Genomic DNA, 18,106 nt, shown 5'->3' on the forward strand with positions numbered 1-18,106 from the left:
CAAAAGGCACGAAGGAAAGAGGTTTATGACAGTTCGGATTGTATCGAATGCAGTCAATGCGCTGATTTCTGGCGCTGATGACAACGTGAAACGGCTCGTTCAGGAGATGTTGAGCTATGAAGTGGAGGCTGGTGACTGGAAAGGAACCAGCACGATGTTCAACTGGAGCAAAAACGCGTTCCCGGCTGGGTTTGCGAAGCCAGTTGCAGCTAACCTTCTGAAAGCTGGCATCAAATGCGTGCATGTGCGCAAGGAAAAAGCCCCCGCGCTGGGCAAGCCGAACCCGGTAGTTAACCCATTCCCGTATAACCCGGACTATGCGTATCAGGATCAGACTGTGGAAACACTGGTGCGCGAAGGGATGATGATTGCCCAGATTGCGACGGGTGGCGGTAAATCGAACGTAGCGTGTAAGGCAGCTGCTCGCATTGGTCGTATGACGCTGTTTTTAACCACGCGCTCGGTTCTGATGTTCCAGATGGCAGAGAACTTCCAGAAATCCATCGATTACCGCGCGGAGAATGGCGAGCCGTGGCTGAAAGGTCAGAAAGTTGGGGTGATTGGATCTGGTGAGTTCCAGGTCTCGCGCCATATCAACGTTGCCACGGTGCAGACCCTGGCCAGTTTTCTCGAAGAGCCACCGCGCGACGCATCACCGGAGAAAAAACAGTACCACCTGAAGCGCCGGGAACTGGTTAAGCGCTTTCTGTCCAGCGTTTCTCTGCTGATTCTGGAAGAGGCACACGAATCATCTGGTTCAAACTTCTACGATATCGCCCGGTTGTGCATCAATGCCGATTACCGTCTGGCGCTGACAGCTACGCCGTTCATGAAGGACTCGACCGAGGCAAATATGCGTCTCATGGCCGTTGCCGGCCGCATTGAGATAAAGGTAACGGAGAAATATTTGATCGATCGAGGTATTTTAGCGAAACCATACTTTCTATATCATAAAATCGCGTACACTCCAGACGAGGTGCGGATTAGGGCCGAACTTGCTTCGAAACACCTGAACTTTCGGGTTGGAATGAGTACGGCTTACCAGAAAGCCTATCAGTTAGGCATCGTTTACAATCTGGGCCGCAACGAGGCTATTGTGCGCGAAGCGTTAATGTACAAAAGTCACGGTCTGAACTGTATGACGCTGGTTCGTTTGAAGCGTCATGGTCAGATTTTGATGGAAATGATGAAGGAAAGCGGCCTGAAGGTCGATTTCATCTACGGAGAATCAAACCAGACTACCCGACAAGCAAAGCTCAACAGTCTGGCGGCAGGCAAGATAGATGTTCTGATTGGTTCAACCATTCTGGATGTTGGTGTCGACGTTCCAAGCGTAGGGGCGGTGATTCTGGGTGGTGGCGGCAAAGCCGAAGTTGAGATGCGCCAACGTGTTGGTCGCGGTCTTCGAGCCAAAAAGAATCAGGCTAACGTGTGCTTTATTACCGACTTCATCGACGTGAGCAACAAATACCTCATGTCACATTCATATGAGCGGAAGCACATTATCGACACGACGCCTGGGTTTGCCGAGGGCGTATTGCCGGTGGGTAGCACATTCGATTTCACTGTTTTGAATAGAGAGTAAGCATGAGCGAGAAACGCGCTATACACTGCCAGGTTCAGTTAACCGAAAAAGCAAACGACAAGCTGGAAACCTTTCAGAATCGACTGCGTGAACGCAATATTAAGCTGTCAAAGGCAGACATCATCAATCTGGTGCTGTCCAACATGACGATGGCTGATTTTGATAAGGCAGCTACGTCATTAGAGGCTTCTGCAAAGGCCCGTGAAAAGGTCATGAAGATTTACGAATCCTCTGGCATGACCAAAGAAGATCTGGCCGATATTCTCAAACGTCTCGATTAAGCATTAAGGGCGTCGCAAGACGCCTTGTTCGTTGAAGTGATAAGGATTTAGTTCAAGCCATGAAACACGTTCTACTTCCACTGATTACCATCCCCGTTTTACTCCTGAGTGCATGTTCATCCCGCCCTGTGTCTGTAGCCGATGCAAAACCGGCGCCGCAGGCCAGAGTTTTCAAATACCAGACGTCTGCACCAACCACGCTGGTGGTTATGAGGGACAAAGGTATGATAGGTGCGGGCTGTGACGCGTCCATCTTCATCAATGGTGAGACGGTTGCAAAACTTGAGACCGGTGAAAAAGCGACGTTCCATCTTGATGTCGGGCAATGGATTGTTGGCGCTTCACTGGAAGGCGCCGGGCTGTGCGCACTGAACCCTGCTCGTCAGGAACGCGAGACCATCACCAAAGCTGGCGAGACGAAAGTCTTCCGGGTGTTCACCAGCAACGCAGGTGACATCGATATCCTACCAACGACACTGTGACGATATGACGAATATTACTGACATCACCTACGGGATTCCTGCAGAAGTCTGGCCGCGCGATTACACCAACGTGGAGAAGGCGCTGATGTTCTGGCGTAAGTCTCTCATTCCTGTAAGGGTCACGATGGAAGATGGTCAGGTGTTCTGCATGTACGTTCAGGGTCTCATGTCGTCGCGCAACAAAGTCGATCTTTGCCCTGCCCCGTTCGACAAAGAAAATCGTATAAGGCTCCCACTTGAGCGAATCAGCACGATTGAATCAGGTGTGACAGAAGGTATTGCGCACGATTTCACGGGTCGGACAACGGTACACCCAGACTATGTGGACAATCGGCCATCTCGCCGTGATTTCTTCAAAATTTGTCGCCAGGCTCATGAGATGCAGAAGTCTATAAGGGTCTACATGGCGGATGGCCGTGAAATTGAGGGTGTGTCTTCAGGCGTTGACGCTTGCCAGGTCAAACTCAACATGGGGGACGGTCGGAAGACAGTCGTCATGTTCGATTGGGTCGAACGGATTTTACCGTTTTAAATCTATAAGGGTAATAACCGGCTAAGTCCGGTTATTATTTTATGTGTCACTTCCCGTTATATTTATTTCCCCTAATCCCGATTCCGTTTTAAATATATAAGGGTGATTGACCGAATAGGGAATTTATTTAGGCAACACCTTCGAGAAAACGCGTTTTATTTCTAAGACTTTGATTTTTATTGAAGAAAAATTTTTTTCGTTCCCGCGTAAAAAACTCTTGATTTTAATTTCTGTATATCGATAATTACTCACATCGAAAGCGAACACGCTGACGATAAACAAATAACAAATTAAGTTATCAATATTACATAAGGATTAATATCATGTCTAACGTTGCTATCTCTAAAAAATCCATCATCGACGCTGCTGTAGTTATCGCTAACGAATTACAAGTCGCTGCCAACAATGCTACTCAGACTTATAACAATCATTATCAGAATGGTACGCACACAAAAGCAGATAAAGCTAACATGCTTGCAGCGACTACAAAACTGGCTTATTTCACCAACAACGTTTTAAACGCTGTTAATGATGATAAACTGGCTGGCGTGTTTTACTACGCGATTAAAGCAAGCAAACAAGCGCCAGAAGTGTTTTTCCGCGAAGCTATGACAAATAGCTATTCTCTCGAAAAATTGGTTTATCTGGTTAAGTCTATCAAGTCTGGTAAATGCGTTTATTCCGTCGCTGATATGTCCGGATCTCGCGTATTCGCATTAATCGAAATGATTAATGATGAACTTGAAACATTCACAAATGGCGCTGTTTTCGATTTGATGAATGAAGCCAAAAAAGAAAACGAGATTAAATTGGACGCTGGATATACTCAAGCCAACCAGTTAATCAATCTCTGCGAACGTCTCGGACTAGTGGAGAAGATCAAAGGAATGGGCGCAGCGAAAAACGGATCTCAGCAATATCGCTTTATCAAAAATGATTTTTATAACTATCTGGCTGATGCTTTCAAAGCGTAATTAATTGAATATAGCGCCCACTATGGGCGCTTATTCAAAAATCTTAAATCTGTATTCAATTTTATTTTTTAAGGAACGTTTTTATGATTATTTTTATCGCTGGCGTTAACATCCATAATCATACTCTTGTTTATGATATCGCTGGTTTGGCTGGATACGCTCTCAGCTCTGAAGTAGTCGACGAAACCACGTTTAAAATAGATCTGAATAGCGCGGAGCATAGGAAGCGCGCAGGAATCAAGGAATCAGATGTTCTGTTAATGATTCAAGAATTTTTAAACGCTGGTTTTAAAATTCACTTAGAAAAATAAAAACAAAAGCGCCCACTATGGGCGCTTTTTTCGTTTCAAGATCCGCACACCATAACGCGCCATTGTTGGCGTGTTTTTTATTGTCTGAAGTCAGCCAAAACAGACCAAAAATAAGCGCCATAAACGCGCCAATTTAACGCGTTTTTATGTGTGGTGGTACATACCCATTACCCACAATAAAAAACACGTTATAGCGCGTTTTACAGCGTTTTAGCGCGTGGCTTATTTTGTCGTGTCGTGGGCGTGATCGTCTGGCGATATCTGGCGACGTGATCCGCGCCATCCTTCGGGACGTGTCGGCAATATTGGCGCTATCCGTGGGCGCTCGCGTATCATTGGCACGTTGGCGCGACGTGTACGCGCTTACAGTGGTTTACCCACGGATTCACATAATCACATAGCGAAAGCTATCTGGATGGCTCAGGGGCTGAAACCCCACCAGCGCTACCCCAGCGCCCCTGCGATATTTTCTGGCAGGATTCTGGGCTTCTCCCGCTCTGTTTTCTACATAAAGGCAAACCCCGCCGTTTCCCGAAAATTCCCTGGCCGTTTCCCTTCGGTTCCCCGGACAGCTCTCTGGCCGTTTCTGAAATTCCCTGCGGCAGCTGGTGGACGAAAAGAAAGGGGCGTTTCCAGCCCCTCCCCTCTTACTTGCCAGCCAGGATGTGAATGCGGTTCTTTCCGTACACCTCTTTCACGTATTCCCCGCACGAGACACTCCACGAGTCGATTCCTGCTTCGTAGGTGACGTTTTTGCACTTGATGGCATTGTTGGCGATACGCATCCCCTCCCCCACTGCTTCCTGTTCGCTGAAGTCGAACCCGGATTCTGTTTTAACCCATAGCGCGATCTGCGTGGCGAACTCAATGAGTTTCGACTGGCAGAAGCGACCGCTGCGCACCGGGAAGATGAATACGCCAAATCCCGAAGTGGAGACATACGCTTTCTCAAATACGCGTTTATGGCGACGGTTGCAGATAATGTCATTGGTGATCTGCTGTTTCTCTTTACCGGACAGCTCGATGGTTACATTGTCACGCCAGGCGCCCAGCACGCTTTTCTCGTTATCAGAGAACGTCACAGAAATATGGCCATGCGCAGGGGTGTTAACAGTAGCGATAAAATTCATATCATCAATCCTTTAAACAATTTGTTTTCTTGTTGGCTTAATTATCGCTACGCGCATAAGGCGTCCAAGCGTTCTGTTCCGGCTGCTGGTGGCCGGCAGGGAGTCGGAGGGTTGTTCGGTAGCCTGGCGGTAAGAGGTGGGTGTTTTTAGCCTGCGGGAAACAGGATGGTCATTTAAGGCCACCAGCATGGGTGGCCTCGTTCTCTTAGTGGAGCAGACCGACGTCGATGGTATCGCCTGAGCCATCCACGCGGATCATCAGCATGGCGAAGGCATTTAGTGGGTAGCCTGCGTGCCAGTCCGGGAAGCGGTCATCGCGCATGAAGTCGGCAATGTCATAAACGCTGTCCTCAAAGTGGAAGAAGCGGGCATCACATTGTTCGTCCTGTTCAACGTGATCCATTTCCTGCTGCTCTTCCGGCGACAGGTCGAGCCAGGATTCCAGCCATACGTTTTCAGCTTTAGGGGAGATAGTGAAATCGGTCATGTGCATATCCTCCATGCGTAAACATCTTGTTTTCTTGTTGGTGTAATTATCGCAATGCGGATAAGGCAAAAAACATTTTGTTATCGGGGATAAGAAAATGGCGCGGGTTACGCGCCATTGGAGGGATTACTCGAATACGCTTTCCGGGATGTAGTTTTCAACCGGTTCGTTGGACACGATGCGCAGACCGTATTGTCCAAGCCAGGTGTTGCTCGGGTTCAAGTAGGAGGTGTACAGCTCGTCTGCTTTCACCATCATCTTCTCAAACATCTCTTTGTTTACGCCGCGGAAATACGTTTCCAGTTTCAGCAGCATTGGTTCGGATGCGTTGCTGATGCTCTGGAAGCCTACGGTGTACACCCCATCCTCTTCTGTCCCGGTGCGGATCAGGGTGGTGGTGAGCACTTCAGTCCCGTTCGTGCTGTCACGCAGAATAGCGGTCAGTTTTGCAACTTTTCCGCCTGAGGTTGTTTCTGACGCATAGTACAAATCAAGAACCAGGTTTTCACGAATTACAGTCATTTTTGGTCTCCCTGTTGTTGACCTGATTATATTATTGCCATAGGTAAGCACTTACAATACAGGCAAACAAAAAAGCCCCGAAGGATGGACGGGGCTGTCGTAGGGTCGACTAATCGCTTTTGCACATGTCAGGCTGTCGCCAGGAGAGAGGCACGCTGGATTTCTTGCTGGGCCACTTTGTTCGCTTCCAGTAGCGCCTGTTCCAGCTCTCCTTCCGGCCAGATGATCTGTTTTGCCATCCACCCTCTTCCACTCTGGCGACGCACACTCATTACGTAACGCGTGCGGGAACCATTGTCGAACGAGACCAGCGTCTCTTTGAACAGGCGAATGGCAGTGCCGTTGGCGATGATATCGAGCAGGGTCAGCTGGCTCATTACGGTTGGTTTTTCTTTACGTGGCTGGCCCGCGCTCAGTTTGGTGATCATCGCGTTTTTCATAATTCACTCCGTAAACAACTTGTTTTCTTGTTGGTGTAAATAATACCAGCGAGAAAACGGCTACAAAGCATAGCGTTACGGTGTTGCGCTGCCCCGGAGGTTGCAAACAGCAAAAAGCCACCGTGCTGGTGGCCTCACTCTTAATCTTCGTCGTCCGGGAACTCGATGTGTACCGCGTCCACCAGCTCCCGCTTTTCATCTTCACTCAGCAGGTGCCAGATGTCCTTCCCTTTGGGTGATTCCCCTTCAGCCGGGACGAACGACCACAACTTGCGGTACAACTCCGGCCCCACAGCATCCAGGCACTCAGCCAGGGAATCCACGCTCCACACCTCAACCATCACAGGCATCTTAATCATCTCTTCACCCTCACTTCGTTTTTGACGTTGTGCAGTTCCACGCGACGGACATTGGGTTGTCCTCGATATGGAAATCAAACGTCCCTTCTCTGTATCCTTCAGAGATGAGCGTCGCCACGCGGCCAGCAACATCCTGAGAGCGGATAACGTCATCGAGGGAGATCTCACACTCGGAGGACGCTTCCTCGCCACAGAGGGTGATGCTGATATTCAGATGCTTGTACATGTGTTTCTCCTTTGTCTAAACACGTTGTTTTCTTGTTGGTGTTATTATCGCAATAAGACATAGGCGAAAAAGGATTTTATGTAGGGAAAGCCAGGCTGGGCAGTGAGTATCCGGGAACGACACGGGAACCAGTATTTACGATATTCTGCTCTACGCGCGCCGCAGGGCTGGTGGGCAGAATTTTCTTCTTCCCGAAAACCTACTGAAATCGCTTGAGACCCGAGGATGGTCTGGCAGAATGGAGTCCAGCAGCTGTACGAGAGGGAACGAAAATCCCCCGCGATTTTCAGGCGAGCGAAGAGTAAGGCACACTCCCGCGGATTTCCCGCACCGCTCCCGCAGCCGTCCCTCGCTCTGTACCGGGATGTACCCGTTTCCCGACCGGCAGCCAGCCTTTTCCCGGTTCGTATAGCGGGATTCCCACCGTTTCCCTGAAAACCTCCAGCCTTTTCCCTGCGGCGACGCTCCCGTTTCTGAAAAGGGACATGGCCTTTTCCCTGGATGGCCCGAAGGCTGACCGAAGGGGTGGAAAGGGACGTTACGGGGGATGAAAACTATGGCTTGAATTCCTACGGAGAAAGTAGCGATACCCATCTTCCCCTTCCCACTTATACCTCCAGTTAAATCTCTACGGATTTTCTCTCCTATGGGGGCATATACCTTCCCCCTGATAACGCTCTATACGGCGAGTATTCCTTTGGGTGAAATGGGAGGTTTGTTCTCTCTACCGGCGTATGTGGTTTCGTTGTTCTTGAGGTGGTTCTTCTCTGTGTTTTCGTCTGGGTTGTTCTCGTCGTTTTGGTGAGTGTTCTTCTCCGTGTATTGAGTAATGGCAGGTGCGCTTTTCTCTTCGTTTATGTGAAATGATGGAAGTGTGGGTAATGGCAGTAGGGCGCTTTTGTTGTTCTCCGCATATGAAGTAATGGCGTTCCCTGCTATTCAGGGATTTGCGCTCTCTTCCGGGGTAATGGTGGGTAAGCGAGATTGCGACGGTTCCTGTTCTGGTCTGGGTTTGTCCGGGGTTTCGTTCTGGCTGTTCTTCTCCGTGTTTTGGGTAATGGCGTGCCGGGTTTGCGTGCGCGAGCTGCGTTCTCGGTTGCCTGGGGAGATTAGGTGGGTGCTCTGTAGCCTGGGGCAAAGAGGTGGGTCTTTTCGGTAGCCTGACAGGAAGAGGTGGGTCTTTCCGGGATTGTGGGTAATGGCGTCTCTGGGTTTCCTGTGGGTGTGGTTAACTTGTTTTCTTATGCCTGAAAACAACTTGTTTAGATATCCAATATAACGCAACGGGAGCGCTTCTGAGCGTGTCTGTTTTTGGGTGGTATCACGAGTCGTTTTTGACGTTTTGGTCGCAGGGAGATGGATTCTGGTGCGCAGGATTTTGGATATAAGAGATGGCGTCGAAAACGTCAACTTTTTAGACCAAATCAGGGGAAAGCGTTGACTTTTCGTTGATGTGTTATTTATTTGTTTTCTTATGGGTGTAATTATCTTAAATGCCTTGTCACGCCTGGGCTGGGGTAGGTTGGAGGGGTGGAGAAAGTGGCGATCAACGGACTCTTATAGAAATCCTCAATTTGTGACCGCCAATGTCAACGAGTTGCAGCCGTTAGTTGTTCAGATAGGCATCAGGAACGCGGACATAAAAGTTTCTGTCGCCGGTAAGTTCCAGAGTAACGTTAATATCATTGCCGTTATCCAGCGTAGCCGTCGCTTTATAGAACTTGTCCGTAACCTTGTCCTGAATTGTCACCTTCATACATTTCGGCGCTGTGGTTCCGTTATTCTCTTTCAGAATGGTCGTTACGAGAGGACAAGCCGCTTCTTCAAGAGCAACCTCTTCCTGGTGCGGGATGCCGATGAAGATGATGCAAGCCAGCGAAGCGACAATGACGATAAACGGAATCCTACTCCCTTTTGTGATGGTCGCACGCTTCCAGAGATAGACCGGCAGGAAGAGTACGCCCCACAAAATGGCCGGTGGTTCATAGCCTGCTTCTGAGAGTGCCATTCTGTCGGCCACCAGCAAACCGATGACTGCAACACCGCCAATGACCATTGCGTAATTGAAGTACTCGTCTGGCGGTACGCCAAAGAAGAGAGGCACGAACGCTAATATCCACGCATAAATATTTTTCAGAGGTTTTGTTTGTTGGTTCTGGGTTTCCATCACATCCATTCCATCAGATAAAAAAAAACAGTCATATGTTACCAATTTTCCTCGCTTATATGACCTGTTTACTCAACGGGTGGGCAATCACCAATCCCATGCAGGCAATCCGTCCACCAGCTCGGCGTCGCTATCGAATTGCACCGCGTCAAAGCCGGCATCCAGTATGGCCTGTATGTTGGAGATCGCCTCTTTCGAAATGCCGTATTCACTTAGCTCTTCTTTCCAGTCACTGCCACGCATTCCAGCACGAACAATCCAGCCGTACTGTGTACCGTGTACCCAATTCAACCCGCGATCGGTAAGTGGATCGAAGCAGGCAATGGGTAGCCGCTCTGAATCCGCTGCCGTTACGTGGGCGGTGCTGATCACTGCCGTCTTATACGATTCGGTGATTTTCAGCATCATGCCTTCTCCTTTGGAAACAGAATGTCGGCCGTGTCAGAAATGACGTCCCAATTCACGCCGACACTGGCGTCATGGCACTCTTTGATTTTTCGCAAAACCTGAACGCACTGTTCGTCAGTCAGGTCTGGTCGCACTTCACCTACATCTTCCTTGTGCCACATCACCAGCAGCAGCAGCTCGTCTTCTGGGTAGTTCTCCAGCTTTTCGATAATCTCTTTTGCGGTTCCGAACATGATTAACTCCTTAAACAACTTGTTTTCTTATTGGTGTTATTATCTCAAATAACGAAAGGCAGAAAACAAGATGTTTAAGGGATGACTAGGTGAGTTTGAAGTCGTCTATGCCATCAACAAACTCCATATACCTGGCTTCGACACTCGACAATCTGATCAGATACGCAAGCCCGTAACTTAGTGAAGTGGGTTGCTCCAGCACAAATTCGAACCCATCCTCATGCGTTTTACCAAGCCAGAACCCCCCACCGTATTCTTTTTCACGTTGGAAGAAAACGAACTGTCCGGGTATTAGGTGCTTGAGTGCTTCGCCCCTATAGACGATCACATATTTGGAAGTCTTGCTGCCCATTGCTTGCCCCTCAATACTGTATATATAAACAGTAGTATTTATTACTATACCGGTCAACTTTGCGGGTTAAGGGAATAACAAGGTGGTGAAAACAATTTATTTCGGCACTTGAGATTTTACAAATCGCACATACATGGAAAACGGCAATTTTTGAAACCTGATTTGGCCCATGTGAAAGGAGGAAACGATGAAGACCTATGATCGCAACCGTAACGCTATCACTACCGGCAGCCGAGTGATGGTGGCAACAAATGGTGCAACGGGAGTCATCAAGGAAATCTGCGGAGAAGGCAAATCAGAAGAACAACTACGCCGTTCTGACTGCGTGTCTATCGAAGGTGTGGAAGGTCTGTTCTGCCCAATAGATTTAGTTCGCCTGGGATTCCATTAATTTAATAATCTAGAAAACAAATTGTTTAAGGCCACTACTGTGGCCTTCTTTTACTCAGCGATAAGCGATCCAATCATCGCCTGTAGCTCTCGTTCTTTTTCTTTGGCTACGCGGAGTAATTCGGCATTTACATGACGTTGCAGCTTATCCATTACACGGAACGACGGACGGCGCATAACGCTCTCGTCGATGGCTTTGGTATTCAAGCTAATAAGATGCCCGAAGTGGTTGAAGCCAGCCCCGACGAACACTTCATATAGCTGGGCGTCGCGCTCAAACAGCGCGATCCCATTTCGCACCTCAAGCAGCGTTCCTTCCTCAATAAGCGTATCCAGCGCCTTATCCCAGACCGGACAAAAACGATAATTGAAACCTTCCAGTAATGCTGTAAAAAACAGCGAAACGGCATTACCCAACTTCATAGTTACTCTTCCTTACTCCTTGCTCTGTTAGCCTGCACTTCCTTAGCCAGCTCGTAGGTAATTTTGCACGGCACAATCATCGCCCAGCCTTTTTCGTGGCTGTTAATCACTTGCTGAACATGGCCGTCTGTAATGGGCAGATCCGGCAACTGTTTAAAAACTTCCATCTGCTCATGGATATGCAGAAACCACCTTGCCAGCTCCATCTGCTCACCGCGGGTGAGGGGATTGTCCAGCAGGGACTTAACAAAAGCGGAGACTCGCTCGACAAGCAGGTCATTCATGCCGCGCACCTCTCTGCTTTCTCCTGCAATTCGCGAACATACTCAACCAAAGAGCCGCCTGGCGGGATCTGGCATTCCTCAACCAACTGGAAGTAGATGTCTGCGGCCGCGCGTGTGTTCGAGCCTTTGTTCAGCTGTTCTTCGCGCAGCGCATCACGTTCGTTGATCAAACGGACGCACTCGCCGTTACGCTGATCCACAACGGCCTCAAGTTCAGCGATACGTTCGCCTGGCGTCTTACCTTCTTTGCGCTGGATGGTGACGGTAAACTCGCCCATTTCAGGAACGTTGTACCCCAGCTCCAGGTAGTTTCTGGCGCCGCTGCGGACAAACTCACCTGCGAACATGGTGGCGAACATCGCAGAGGCCATCTCTCCTTTGAAAAGCGACTCCAGATCTAACGGAGTGCCGGCAGCCAGAGCCTCTTTTGCTGTGTCCATTGCGTCCATGAACCGGTCAAACTCATTGGCGCGTTTCTCAAGGTCTCTCCACTGCTGGCTCCAACGGCGTGCCAGATGGTCGATAAAAACCTGCGCCGATTCATCAAAGTTACCTTCGAACGTCACAAGCTCCTTGTCGATTTTGATGGTTCCGGCAGGCGCTCCTGCATTCCCCTGTAGCACTAAATTAAATGGCAGCTTCGCCTGATCAACGCTGGCGAATGTAATTCTCGATTTTTCGCTCATGTGTTTACCTCTGATAAAGTGGCTCTATTCTTACATAACTTAGGTAAGTATTTACCTATCATTTTACACGTTTGAAAACGTATACGCTGACAGTGATTCCGGTGTCTTCAAACTCGTCAGTAAACGACTTCCCTTTGGCATAAACGAAATTATCCAGCGTCATCCAGTTCAGAACTGGCGCATCACCCGGCAGTACAGCCACCAGTCGCCCGCCGACTTTAAGATGCTCCAGCGCGGCCAGCGTATGCTCTCTGTGACGGCCAAGAGAGTAGGGCGGGTTCATGACGATTTTGTCGAACTGATAATCTGCGTTGTCCTCAGACCACTTCATGAAGTCGCAGCAGACCGTATTTGTGTACCCCTTGCCAAGCAGGATATCAGCGAAGAGAGGTGCGACTTCTATGCAGGTAACGTCTTCCGGATTGGCGTCGATGCAGGCCAGCAGATCTCCGCGCCCGGCTTCAGGCTCCAGCAGCTTCTCACCTGGCTTCAGCTCTATGGCTCTGGCAACGTACTCCGCTATCAAACGTGGGGTAGGGTAGAACTGGTGTGATTTCGTATCCGGTATTAAACCGGTGGCCACAATCGTATTGAGCGTATGGCCGATCTCATACGGGAACTGCCAGTGCTTTTTCTCCTGCACGCCGCCAATGAAGTTCAGTGTGCGCTCAAGCTCTTCCACCTGCGACTTCTGGAGGTTGGAATCAGAGAAGTACCAGACGCCTTTGTCTTTGCTGAATCGCCCGTCGCGCAGCGCGGTACGAACCGGCTCGGAGATCGTCTTCTGGATTAACCCGAACTCTTTTGGTGCCCGTGTTTTGGGTGCAGTACGGCATGGCGCCGGGATTGCTGCAGGCATAATGTAAGCCAGCACCTCATTCAGCTTCCAGGCCACGTCAGGATGTATTTCAAAGTGAACGTTGCCGTTCTTGAACATCTTTACGCGCATCAGGTTTCCGTCGACATTCATCCAGTCACCGGTCTGGCAGTCGTTTGCCCGGTACGCAGCTGATAGCATCTCAGTTGTGCGGTTGATGGTGATGAACTCTTTGTGTGCGAAGAAATGAAGCATGACGCGCAGGTCGTCGATGTAGTCCTCTTTCCGGTAGTTCACGCTGACGCTGTCCCGCCAGAACTCGGAAATGCAGTTGGCGATGATCAGACGCTCGCTAAAGCCGTTCGTCTTGTTGGTCTTGTGGGCAGGACTCAGCGCCTTAAACAAGCCATACACGCGCTCAGAGAGGTATTTGTGCCTGTCATTCAGCAGATTGAGCATCGTGGGGATGACCGTTTCTGCTTTGAACTCCGGCACGCCAACGAACTCCTTAACTTTCATCTGGTAGCCGGTTCTGTCAGTCCTGATGGTTTCCTGCTTGCCCTCGATGAACTGCTCGCGCCACTCGTCGCGGCGGGAAGCTGGCATGATCAGCAGAACATTTGTCATATCCGTGACCTTCTTCCAGTACTCGGCCCAGATATTCTGTTTCACCCATTCCAGGTCGACTTTGTCCAGCCAGGCTCTGTTAAAGCGTGTGCGCTCGTCATCCGGCCGGTGGTTGAGTCGCAGCAGGCGGTTAATCATGTTGTGGCGTTCGTCGCCATAAACGAAGTCGTGAACCTGATACATGAATGCGATCTCTTTCTCGCACTCGGCCACAATTTCGTGGATGACGTTCATTTCCTGCCGGTAGTCGATATCAGTGTTTGGGGTGATAGCGTCAATGATGGAAAGGGCTGTATTCATGATTGCACCATTAAACAAATTGTTTTCTTGCTGGTGTTATTTTCCCAAAGTTGAAAAGGCGTAAAAGCAGCATTCACAGGCGTTGCAGCTGATTTAAAGCGTAAAAAAGGGGGCTTTCGCCCCCTGTCGGCAGGTGAGAAATTAGTGGTGTACGTGCTGCGTTTTGTGCGGCTGTTTGTTCAGGTCGTGGCGATGCGTAAGCTCGCGCATCATGTCTTCAAGACGACTCTTGGTGTCGTCAAGCTGGTCGGCCATTGCCCCCAGCAGCTGGCGAACGGCCATCGGATCGTCGCTGTTCAGCTCAGGCATTTTGAACCCAGACTGTGAAGACATCAGTTTGAAAGCGGCCAGCAACATCGCCAGAGAAGACTTCAACCCGGCGATTTCACGATCTTTGCTGGCGTTGGTTTCATCTGCCTTGACTGAATCCGGTGAGCACTTCGGCTTGCTTACCATTTCCAGAGTTGCCTGAAGTTTGTCGGCGCGTTCTTTCTCTTCCAGATACGCTTCGCCGAAATGACGCGCCAGCATCACAATTTCAATCGGATCATCAATCATGCTAGAGAACTTGAGAGCGCTGAAAAGGCGGTCGATAGGGGAGGCGTAGTCTTCGTGACCAACCACAAGACCCATGATCTCAACCAGTTCGGCCGCACCAACTTTTTTAATCACGCTTTCAACTTTGGCATTAGTTTTTTTGCATTTTTCGCACATGTGTTTTTTCCTTATGTTTTTAAACAAGTTGTTTTCTAGATGGCGTTATTATGGCGTGACTGAAAAGGTGGGCAAACGCTACGTAAAGGCGGACGCCCACGCTGAAGGTCTTCATTGTTAAAAAAATCCGAGAATGCTACCCACCGGAACAACGAAAATTCCCACGACACGCGCAAGTGTCATTCCGGCATCAAACTGAAGATCGCCACCGTTCACGAGTTTCACCAGATTCATGATCCAGCCACCAAGCAGAAAAATGGCGAAGCCAACAATCATCTCGATGACTTTCTGGAAGCTCCATTTCATGCAATAGCCTCAGTCACAGCAGAAGGAAGATCCGGAGTTGCAGGTCGAGCTGGAATCGTGTCCAGCAGCATCCCATCCAGAGAGACAGGGGGTCGTTCTGGCAGTGGTGTCGTCTGCAGGGTTGTAGTGGAAGTAGTTGTGTCCGGTATCAACAGACTCTGACCGGCTGGTACGGCTACCGCTGCCAGGGTTGCTAAAATTACTCCGTAGGCCATTGGCTTCAGTCGATTTCGTTGAAAATTTTCCATGAGAACTGTCCTTGTGTGCCTGGGATTCACGCAACACACGAGAGGCGACGGAATCACGCACCTTCTCCATGCCTACTGTCGCGCCCAGATTTGCTATGGCGGTAGCTTGCGCATCAATGCGCTTCTCCAGCTCAAACACTCGTTCTTCCAGTTCCGCAAGGCGTGCAGAAACACGACCGCTAAACAGCTCGGCCAGAACCAGGCGAATTGAACGGGGACGTTTATTGAAAGAAGTGAAAGGCGTTTGACGTGCCATTTGGATTCCATTCAGTGTCAGAAAGAGTTGCGGCTGGCCAAGCCAGCCGCCTTTTGGCGTTCCATCCTAGAACAGTACCTAACCGGTACTTCGTCATCCTGACGAACGGTAAGATACCTGATTTAAAATGATAGGTAAATACTTACCTATCATTTTGTGACAAAAATCCAATGTCACGCTTGTGAGGCATATCGGCTGCGGAGTAGGCGGCGATCAGAGCAGGCCGTTCAATAGATCTGCTTTGAGAGAGGATTGGACCAAGCCCTAGATAACGAGAGAGCACGGTGCTAATACCCAAGACGACAACAGACGAGTTCATGGCAACATTTTGGAAGGTATCTTCGTATCATGATGTGGTTAAATAGACACAATTTAACCCAATGGAATTTTAGCCATGCTAACCTTCTGGCACGAATATTCAGATCTCATCTCCGCATTTTTAGCGGCTCTTTTAGGTGGCTGTTTCACGATGAAAGGAGTGACAGCTCAGGTGAAACAGCAGGCAAAACAGCAGGCAACAGCGGCCAGAGAGAAGCGTATAACAACGCTATTGGGTGTCAGAGAGGAAATAGACTCACTGATTAAGTTGTAAAAGGGCCAGAATGGAAGAGGAAATCGAACAATACGACCGGAACTCACCGTTCGATAACATTTTCCCCATTACTCAAAACTACTTCACTTTCTATGAAGCTAACTCGGCATCTCTACCTGAAGTTCATAGAGAAACACTATCAAAAATTGTGGCTTTTTATACAAGCGCAAGAAGCCTAATTGATTCCTATCGCGGCAATAATGCCCTTATCGAAAGGCTGGACTCCACGCAGGTTGCCAGTGACATTACTGGCAACAAAGAGCATCTTGCACACCTGAAAAGATACACAATCCTAGCCACAGAGTACGGCCGCGGATTAATGATGATCCATGAAGAGGTCATGCTGCGCTATAAACAGGTTATAGAAGCCATCGATGGTGAAATCTCGCAGCTACAATGCAGTTAGTACTACAGCCTGTCCGCTTATGGCGCGTAGCGGACTAGCTCATTGGGCAGAAGGTCCGCTCTGAGCGAGATATAGTCATTCGCACCCTGAGAATTACACTTTGAAGTGATTCAGGGTATGCGCTTACTGGTTACGAATATTGAGCGAGAATCATGCGATGATCGCCGCTTTTCTTTCGAGCCAGTAGGTGCTCCACGTTCGCTAACGAATACTCAGGGCATGCAGATAACTGCTGGCTATATTTCTTTCGAAGAGCGTGGAATGCATACCAATCCCCGATAAAAAGGAGTTGGTGATGACTGAGACTAATCAATTTGCTGCGCACGTTGGTCTGGACTGGGCAGATAAAAAGCACGATGTCTGTGTTCAGTTTAAAAACGGTGAACGCACATTCCATGTGATTGAACATACGCCGGAAGCGCTTGATGTCTGGCTTACCGAGTTACACCAGAAGGTAAAAGGCAGGATCGCTATCGCCGTTGAGCTGAAGAAAGGTCCCGTGGTGTATGCTCTTCAGAAATATCCATTTATCACCGTTTTCCCCGTCCACGCTTTGTCTCTGGCTCGTTACCGGCAAGCCTTCTCGCCCAGCGGTGCTAAAGATGACCCGCAGGATGCCGAGCTGGCATTAGAGTTAATGCTGCGTTATCCCCAAAAGATAAAAGCCATTGAACCCGACAATGCCGATATCCGGTTACTCCAGCAACTGGTTGAGCAGCGTCGTCAGTTGGTTGAAGATAAGCGCCGTTTTGTGAACCGGCTAATCAACACACTCAAACAGTATTATCCTCAGCCCCTGGAGTGGTTCTCACATCGGGGTAGCTTGCTATTGTGTGAACTGATTATGCGATGGCCCAGTCTGCAACAACTAAAACGAGCCAGGCGAGACACGATCCGCAACTTTCTCAATGCCAAAGGTGGCCGCGCAATGGCCCTTACCGAGCAGCGTGTTGTGAGTATTGATAACGCCATTCCGTTGACGACAGACCCGAGTGTTATAGAGGCTAATGCTTTGATGGCAACAGCACTGGCGACACAAATTAAAGTCGTGAGTGAAATCATCAAAACCTATGACGAACGAATCGAAACGCTGTTTGACACATTGCCAGATTCGGGGCTGTTCAAATCACTTCCGGGCATGGGGCCGTGTTTGGGACCACGAATGCTTGCTGCACTTGGTGATAACCGTGACCGGTTTAACAGCGCTGAAGAAATTCAAAACTACGCAGGTATTGCACCGGTGACAGAACGAAGTGGCCAGAAATCCTGGGTTCACTGGCGATGGCAGTGTGCCAAGTTCGTCCGGCAAACCTTTGTTGAATGGGCTGCCAAGACGGTTAACTCATCATACTGGGCCAGACTTTATTATCGGGGACTGCGAGAAAAAGGAAAATCTCACCAGTCTGCAATCCGGGCTCTGGCCTTCAAATGGATAAGGATCATTTACCGCTGCTGGAAGACCAAGACCCAGTACGATGAAGCGAAGTATTTGCTGGCACTGGAAGCGCGAAAGTCGCCCTTACTGAAGCCATAAAAAAGCTTGTCGAATGTCTCAGGGCGTGAAGCGG

At 49.4% G+C, this 18,106-nt stretch carries 27 protein-coding genes; 10 read left to right on the forward strand and 17 right to left on the reverse strand.

The window, feature by feature from the left end:
• Positions 1 to 25: 25 nt before the first annotated feature.
• The 6 genes from OGV65_RS04490 to OGV65_RS04515 all read left to right on the forward strand — a co-directional run bounded on the left by OGV65_RS04490 (position 26) and on the right by OGV65_RS04515 (position 4,165).
• A complete protein-coding gene (locus OGV65_RS04490) occupies positions 26 to 1,585 on the forward strand; it encodes a DEAD/DEAH box helicase (protein ID WP_006812522.1) in 1,560 nt (519 codons plus the stop codon).
• Between the two features lie 2 nt (positions 1,586 to 1,587).
• A complete protein-coding gene (locus OGV65_RS04495) occupies positions 1,588 to 1,866 on the forward strand; it encodes a hypothetical protein (protein ID WP_001291547.1) in 279 nt (92 codons plus the stop codon).
• 59 nt (positions 1,867 to 1,925) lie between these two features.
• Positions 1,926 to 2,348 (forward strand): hypothetical protein, encoded by a 423-nt coding sequence (locus OGV65_RS04500; protein WP_181562194.1) that lies wholly within the window; start codon positions 1,926 to 1,928, stop codon positions 2,346 to 2,348.
• 4 nt (positions 2,349 to 2,352) lie between these two features.
• Entirely contained in the window at positions 2,353 to 2,880 is a 528-nt protein-coding gene (locus OGV65_RS04505; protein WP_286454651.1) for a transcriptional regulator, read from the forward strand.
• A gap of 323 nt (positions 2,881 to 3,203) precedes the next feature.
• Positions 3,204 to 3,854 carry a hypothetical protein gene (locus OGV65_RS04510; RefSeq protein ID WP_286454652.1) on the forward strand — a complete coding sequence of 217 codons (651 nt, stop codon included), beginning with the start codon at positions 3,204 to 3,206 and terminating at the stop codon, positions 3,852 to 3,854.
• An 83-nt stretch (positions 3,855 to 3,937) separates the two neighbouring features.
• Positions 3,938 to 4,165, forward strand: coding sequence for a hypothetical protein (locus OGV65_RS04515; RefSeq protein ID WP_050194569.1), 228 nt, complete (start codon positions 3,938 to 3,940; stop codon positions 4,163 to 4,165).
• 647 nt (positions 4,166 to 4,812) lie between these two features.
• Here the strand turns inward: OGV65_RS04515 and OGV65_RS04520 are convergent.
• The 10 genes from OGV65_RS04520 to OGV65_RS04565 all read right to left on the reverse strand — a co-directional run bounded on the left by OGV65_RS04520 (position 4,813) and on the right by OGV65_RS04565 (position 10,489).
• Positions 4,813 to 5,295, reverse strand: coding sequence for a hypothetical protein (locus tag OGV65_RS04520; RefSeq protein ID WP_105625582.1), 483 nt, complete (start codon positions 5,293 to 5,295; stop codon positions 4,813 to 4,815).
• A 205-nt stretch (positions 5,296 to 5,500) separates the two neighbouring features.
• The gene (locus OGV65_RS04525; RefSeq protein WP_064511562.1) at positions 5,501 to 5,782 is read right to left on the reverse strand and encodes a hypothetical protein; all 282 of its coding nucleotides are present in this window, start codon (positions 5,780 to 5,782) and stop codon (positions 5,501 to 5,503) included.
• A 126-nt stretch (positions 5,783 to 5,908) separates the two neighbouring features.
• Positions 5,909 to 6,304 carry a hypothetical protein gene (locus tag OGV65_RS04530; RefSeq protein WP_023316003.1) on the reverse strand — a complete coding sequence of 132 codons (396 nt, stop codon included), beginning with the start codon at positions 6,302 to 6,304 and terminating at the stop codon, positions 5,909 to 5,911.
• 128 nt (positions 6,305 to 6,432) lie between these two features.
• A complete protein-coding gene (locus OGV65_RS04535) occupies positions 6,433 to 6,744 on the reverse strand; it encodes a hypothetical protein (RefSeq protein WP_006812530.1) in 312 nt (103 codons plus the stop codon).
• A gap of 140 nt (positions 6,745 to 6,884) precedes the next feature.
• A complete protein-coding gene (locus tag OGV65_RS04540; protein ID WP_162269381.1) occupies positions 6,885 to 7,100 on the reverse strand; it encodes a hypothetical protein in 216 nt (71 codons plus the stop codon).
• Between the two features lie 13 nt (positions 7,101 to 7,113).
• Positions 7,114 to 7,329, reverse strand: a complete 216-nt coding sequence (locus OGV65_RS04545; RefSeq protein WP_286454653.1) for a hypothetical protein — start codon at positions 7,327 to 7,329, stop codon at positions 7,114 to 7,116.
• A 1,606-nt stretch (positions 7,330 to 8,935) separates the two neighbouring features.
• Positions 8,936 to 9,496: a hypothetical protein gene (locus OGV65_RS04550; RefSeq protein WP_048665949.1), complete on the reverse strand. Its 561-nt coding sequence runs from the start codon at positions 9,494 to 9,496 to the stop codon at positions 8,936 to 8,938.
• An 87-nt stretch (positions 9,497 to 9,583) separates the two neighbouring features.
• Entirely contained in the window at positions 9,584 to 9,904 is a 321-nt protein-coding gene (locus OGV65_RS04555; protein ID WP_248281688.1) for a DUF5983 family protein, read from the reverse strand.
• The gene (locus OGV65_RS04560; RefSeq protein ID WP_168979039.1) at positions 9,901 to 10,137 is read right to left on the reverse strand and encodes a hypothetical protein; all 237 of its coding nucleotides are present in this window, start codon (positions 10,135 to 10,137) and stop codon (positions 9,901 to 9,903) included. Before OGV65_RS04560 ends, OGV65_RS04555 begins: the two co-directional genes overlap by 4 nt.
• 85 nt (positions 10,138 to 10,222) lie before the next feature.
• A complete protein-coding gene (locus OGV65_RS04565; protein ID WP_168979038.1) occupies positions 10,223 to 10,489 on the reverse strand; it encodes a hypothetical protein in 267 nt (88 codons plus the stop codon).
• 187 nt (positions 10,490 to 10,676) lie between these two features.
• Here OGV65_RS04565 and ydfZ point away from each other — a divergent pair, with 187 nt between their 5' ends.
• Entirely contained in the window at positions 10,677 to 10,880 is a 204-nt protein-coding gene (gene ydfZ / locus OGV65_RS04570) for a putative selenium delivery protein YdfZ (protein WP_064511574.1), read from the forward strand.
• 50 nt (positions 10,881 to 10,930) lie between these two features.
• On the opposite strand, the gene OGV65_RS04575 is transcribed toward ydfZ, so the two are convergent.
• The 7 genes from OGV65_RS04575 to OGV65_RS04605 all read right to left on the reverse strand — a co-directional run bounded on the left by OGV65_RS04575 (position 10,931) and on the right by OGV65_RS04605 (position 15,540).
• The gene (locus OGV65_RS04575; protein WP_000766011.1) at positions 10,931 to 11,302 is read right to left on the reverse strand and encodes a hypothetical protein; all 372 of its coding nucleotides are present in this window, start codon (positions 11,300 to 11,302) and stop codon (positions 10,931 to 10,933) included.
• 2 nt (positions 11,303 to 11,304) lie between these two features.
• Positions 11,305 to 11,586 (reverse strand): hypothetical protein, encoded by a 282-nt coding sequence (locus tag OGV65_RS04580; protein WP_286454657.1) that lies wholly within the window; start codon positions 11,584 to 11,586, stop codon positions 11,305 to 11,307.
• Entirely contained in the window at positions 11,583 to 12,272 is a 690-nt protein-coding gene (locus OGV65_RS04585) for a hypothetical protein (protein ID WP_016051692.1), read from the reverse strand. The genes OGV65_RS04580 and OGV65_RS04585 overlap by 4 nt, the downstream gene beginning before the upstream one ends.
• Positions 12,273 to 12,330: 58 nt before the next feature.
• On the reverse strand, positions 12,331 to 14,016 hold the full coding sequence (locus OGV65_RS04590; protein ID WP_286454654.1) for a DUF4942 domain-containing protein: 1,686 nt from the start codon (positions 14,014 to 14,016) through the stop codon (positions 12,331 to 12,333).
• A 141-nt stretch (positions 14,017 to 14,157) separates the two neighbouring features.
• Complete coding sequence (locus OGV65_RS04595; RefSeq protein WP_071692168.1) at positions 14,158 to 14,730, reverse strand: hypothetical protein; 573 nt, start codon at positions 14,728 to 14,730, stop codon at positions 14,158 to 14,160.
• Between the two features lie 117 nt (positions 14,731 to 14,847).
• Positions 14,848 to 15,036, reverse strand: a complete 189-nt coding sequence (locus OGV65_RS04600; RefSeq protein WP_047055012.1) for a hypothetical protein — start codon at positions 15,034 to 15,036, stop codon at positions 14,848 to 14,850.
• A 9-nt stretch (positions 15,037 to 15,045) separates the two neighbouring features.
• Entirely contained in the window at positions 15,046 to 15,540 is a 495-nt protein-coding gene (locus OGV65_RS04605; protein WP_171279068.1) for a hypothetical protein, read from the reverse strand.
• A 394-nt stretch (positions 15,541 to 15,934) separates the two neighbouring features.
• Here OGV65_RS04605 and OGV65_RS04610 point away from each other — a divergent pair, with 394 nt between their 5' ends.
• From OGV65_RS04610 to OGV65_RS04620, 3 genes are all read left to right on the forward strand, one after another.
• Positions 15,935 to 16,132 carry a hypothetical protein gene (locus tag OGV65_RS04610; RefSeq protein WP_286454655.1) on the forward strand — a complete coding sequence of 66 codons (198 nt, stop codon included), beginning with the start codon at positions 15,935 to 15,937 and terminating at the stop codon, positions 16,130 to 16,132.
• Positions 16,133 to 16,142: 10 nt separating this feature from the next.
• Positions 16,143 to 16,538 (forward strand): hypothetical protein, encoded by a 396-nt coding sequence (locus tag OGV65_RS04615; RefSeq protein WP_286454656.1) that lies wholly within the window; start codon positions 16,143 to 16,145, stop codon positions 16,536 to 16,538.
• A 295-nt stretch (positions 16,539 to 16,833) separates the two neighbouring features.
• Positions 16,834 to 18,072, forward strand: coding sequence for an IS110 family RNA-guided transposase (locus OGV65_RS04620; protein ID WP_012291449.1), 1,239 nt, complete (start codon positions 16,834 to 16,836; stop codon positions 18,070 to 18,072).
• The last annotated feature ends 34 nt before the right edge of the window (positions 18,073 to 18,106 follow it).

Source organism: Citrobacter sp. Cb004 (assembly GCF_030337065.1).
GTDB classification, from domain to species: Bacteria; Pseudomonadota; Gammaproteobacteria; order Enterobacterales; family Enterobacteriaceae; genus Citrobacter; species Citrobacter braakii.

Excerpts from the sequence above, each read along its gene's own strand:
- OGV65_RS04590 (WP_286454654.1), bottom strand. The coding sequence starts at position 14,016 with ATGAATACAGCCCTTTCCATCATTGACGCTATCACCCCAAACACTGAT.
- OGV65_RS04555 (WP_248281688.1), bottom strand. The coding sequence starts at position 9,904 with ATGATGCTGAAAATCACCGAATCGTATAAGACGGCAGTGATCAGCACC.
- OGV65_RS04585 (WP_016051692.1), bottom strand. The coding sequence starts at position 12,272 with ATGAGCGAAAAATCGAGAATTACATTCGCCAGCGTTGATCAGGCGAAG.
- OGV65_RS04600 (WP_047055012.1), bottom strand. The coding sequence starts at position 15,036 with ATGAAATGGAGCTTCCAGAAAGTCATCGAGATGATTGTTGGCTTCGCC.
- OGV65_RS04580 (WP_286454657.1), bottom strand. The coding sequence starts at position 11,586 with ATGAATGACCTGCTTGTCGAGCGAGTCTCCGCTTTTGTTAAGTCCCTG.
- OGV65_RS04530 (WP_023316003.1), bottom strand. The coding sequence starts at position 6,304 with ATGACTGTAATTCGTGAAAACCTGGTTCTTGATTTGTACTATGCGTCA.
- ydfZ (WP_064511574.1), top strand. The coding sequence starts at position 10,677 with ATGAAGACCTATGATCGCAACCGTAACGCTATCACTACCGGCAGCCGA.
- OGV65_RS04500 (WP_181562194.1), top strand. The coding sequence starts at position 1,926 with ATGAAACACGTTCTACTTCCACTGATTACCATCCCCGTTTTACTCCTG.
- OGV65_RS04515 (WP_050194569.1), top strand. The coding sequence starts at position 3,938 with ATGATTATTTTTATCGCTGGCGTTAACATCCATAATCATACTCTTGTT.
- OGV65_RS04620 (WP_012291449.1), top strand. The coding sequence starts at position 16,834 with ATGACTGAGACTAATCAATTTGCTGCGCACGTTGGTCTGGACTGGGCA.
- OGV65_RS04605 (WP_171279068.1), bottom strand. The coding sequence starts at position 15,540 with ATGGCACGTCAAACGCCTTTCACTTCTTTCAATAAACGTCCCCGTTCA.
- OGV65_RS04510 (WP_286454652.1), top strand. The coding sequence starts at position 3,204 with ATGTCTAACGTTGCTATCTCTAAAAAATCCATCATCGACGCTGCTGTA.
- OGV65_RS04615 (WP_286454656.1), top strand. The coding sequence starts at position 16,143 with ATGGAAGAGGAAATCGAACAATACGACCGGAACTCACCGTTCGATAAC.
- OGV65_RS04560 (WP_168979039.1), bottom strand. The coding sequence starts at position 10,137 with ATGTTCGGAACCGCAAAAGAGATTATCGAAAAGCTGGAGAACTACCCA.
- OGV65_RS04505 (WP_286454651.1), top strand. The coding sequence starts at position 2,353 with ATGACGAATATTACTGACATCACCTACGGGATTCCTGCAGAAGTCTGG.
- OGV65_RS04520 (WP_105625582.1), bottom strand. The coding sequence starts at position 5,295 with ATGAATTTTATCGCTACTGTTAACACCCCTGCGCATGGCCATATTTCT.
- OGV65_RS04610 (WP_286454655.1), top strand. The coding sequence starts at position 15,935 with ATGCTAACCTTCTGGCACGAATATTCAGATCTCATCTCCGCATTTTTA.
- OGV65_RS04490 (WP_006812522.1), top strand. The coding sequence starts at position 26 with ATGACAGTTCGGATTGTATCGAATGCAGTCAATGCGCTGATTTCTGGC.
- OGV65_RS04565 (WP_168979038.1), bottom strand. The coding sequence starts at position 10,489 with ATGGGCAGCAAGACTTCCAAATATGTGATCGTCTATAGGGGCGAAGCA.
- OGV65_RS04550 (WP_048665949.1), bottom strand. The coding sequence starts at position 9,496 with ATGGAAACCCAGAACCAACAAACAAAACCTCTGAAAAATATTTATGCG.
- OGV65_RS04575 (WP_000766011.1), bottom strand. The coding sequence starts at position 11,302 with ATGAAGTTGGGTAATGCCGTTTCGCTGTTTTTTACAGCATTACTGGAA.
- OGV65_RS04495 (WP_001291547.1), top strand. The coding sequence starts at position 1,588 with ATGAGCGAGAAACGCGCTATACACTGCCAGGTTCAGTTAACCGAAAAA.
- OGV65_RS04535 (WP_006812530.1), bottom strand. The coding sequence starts at position 6,744 with ATGAAAAACGCGATGATCACCAAACTGAGCGCGGGCCAGCCACGTAAA.
- OGV65_RS04595 (WP_071692168.1), bottom strand. The coding sequence starts at position 14,730 with ATGTGCGAAAAATGCAAAAAAACTAATGCCAAAGTTGAAAGCGTGATT.
- OGV65_RS04525 (WP_064511562.1), bottom strand. The coding sequence starts at position 5,782 with ATGACCGATTTCACTATCTCCCCTAAAGCTGAAAACGTATGGCTGGAA.
- OGV65_RS04545 (WP_286454653.1), bottom strand. The coding sequence starts at position 7,329 with ATGTACAAGCATCTGAATATCAGCATCACCCTCTGTGGCGAGGAAGCG.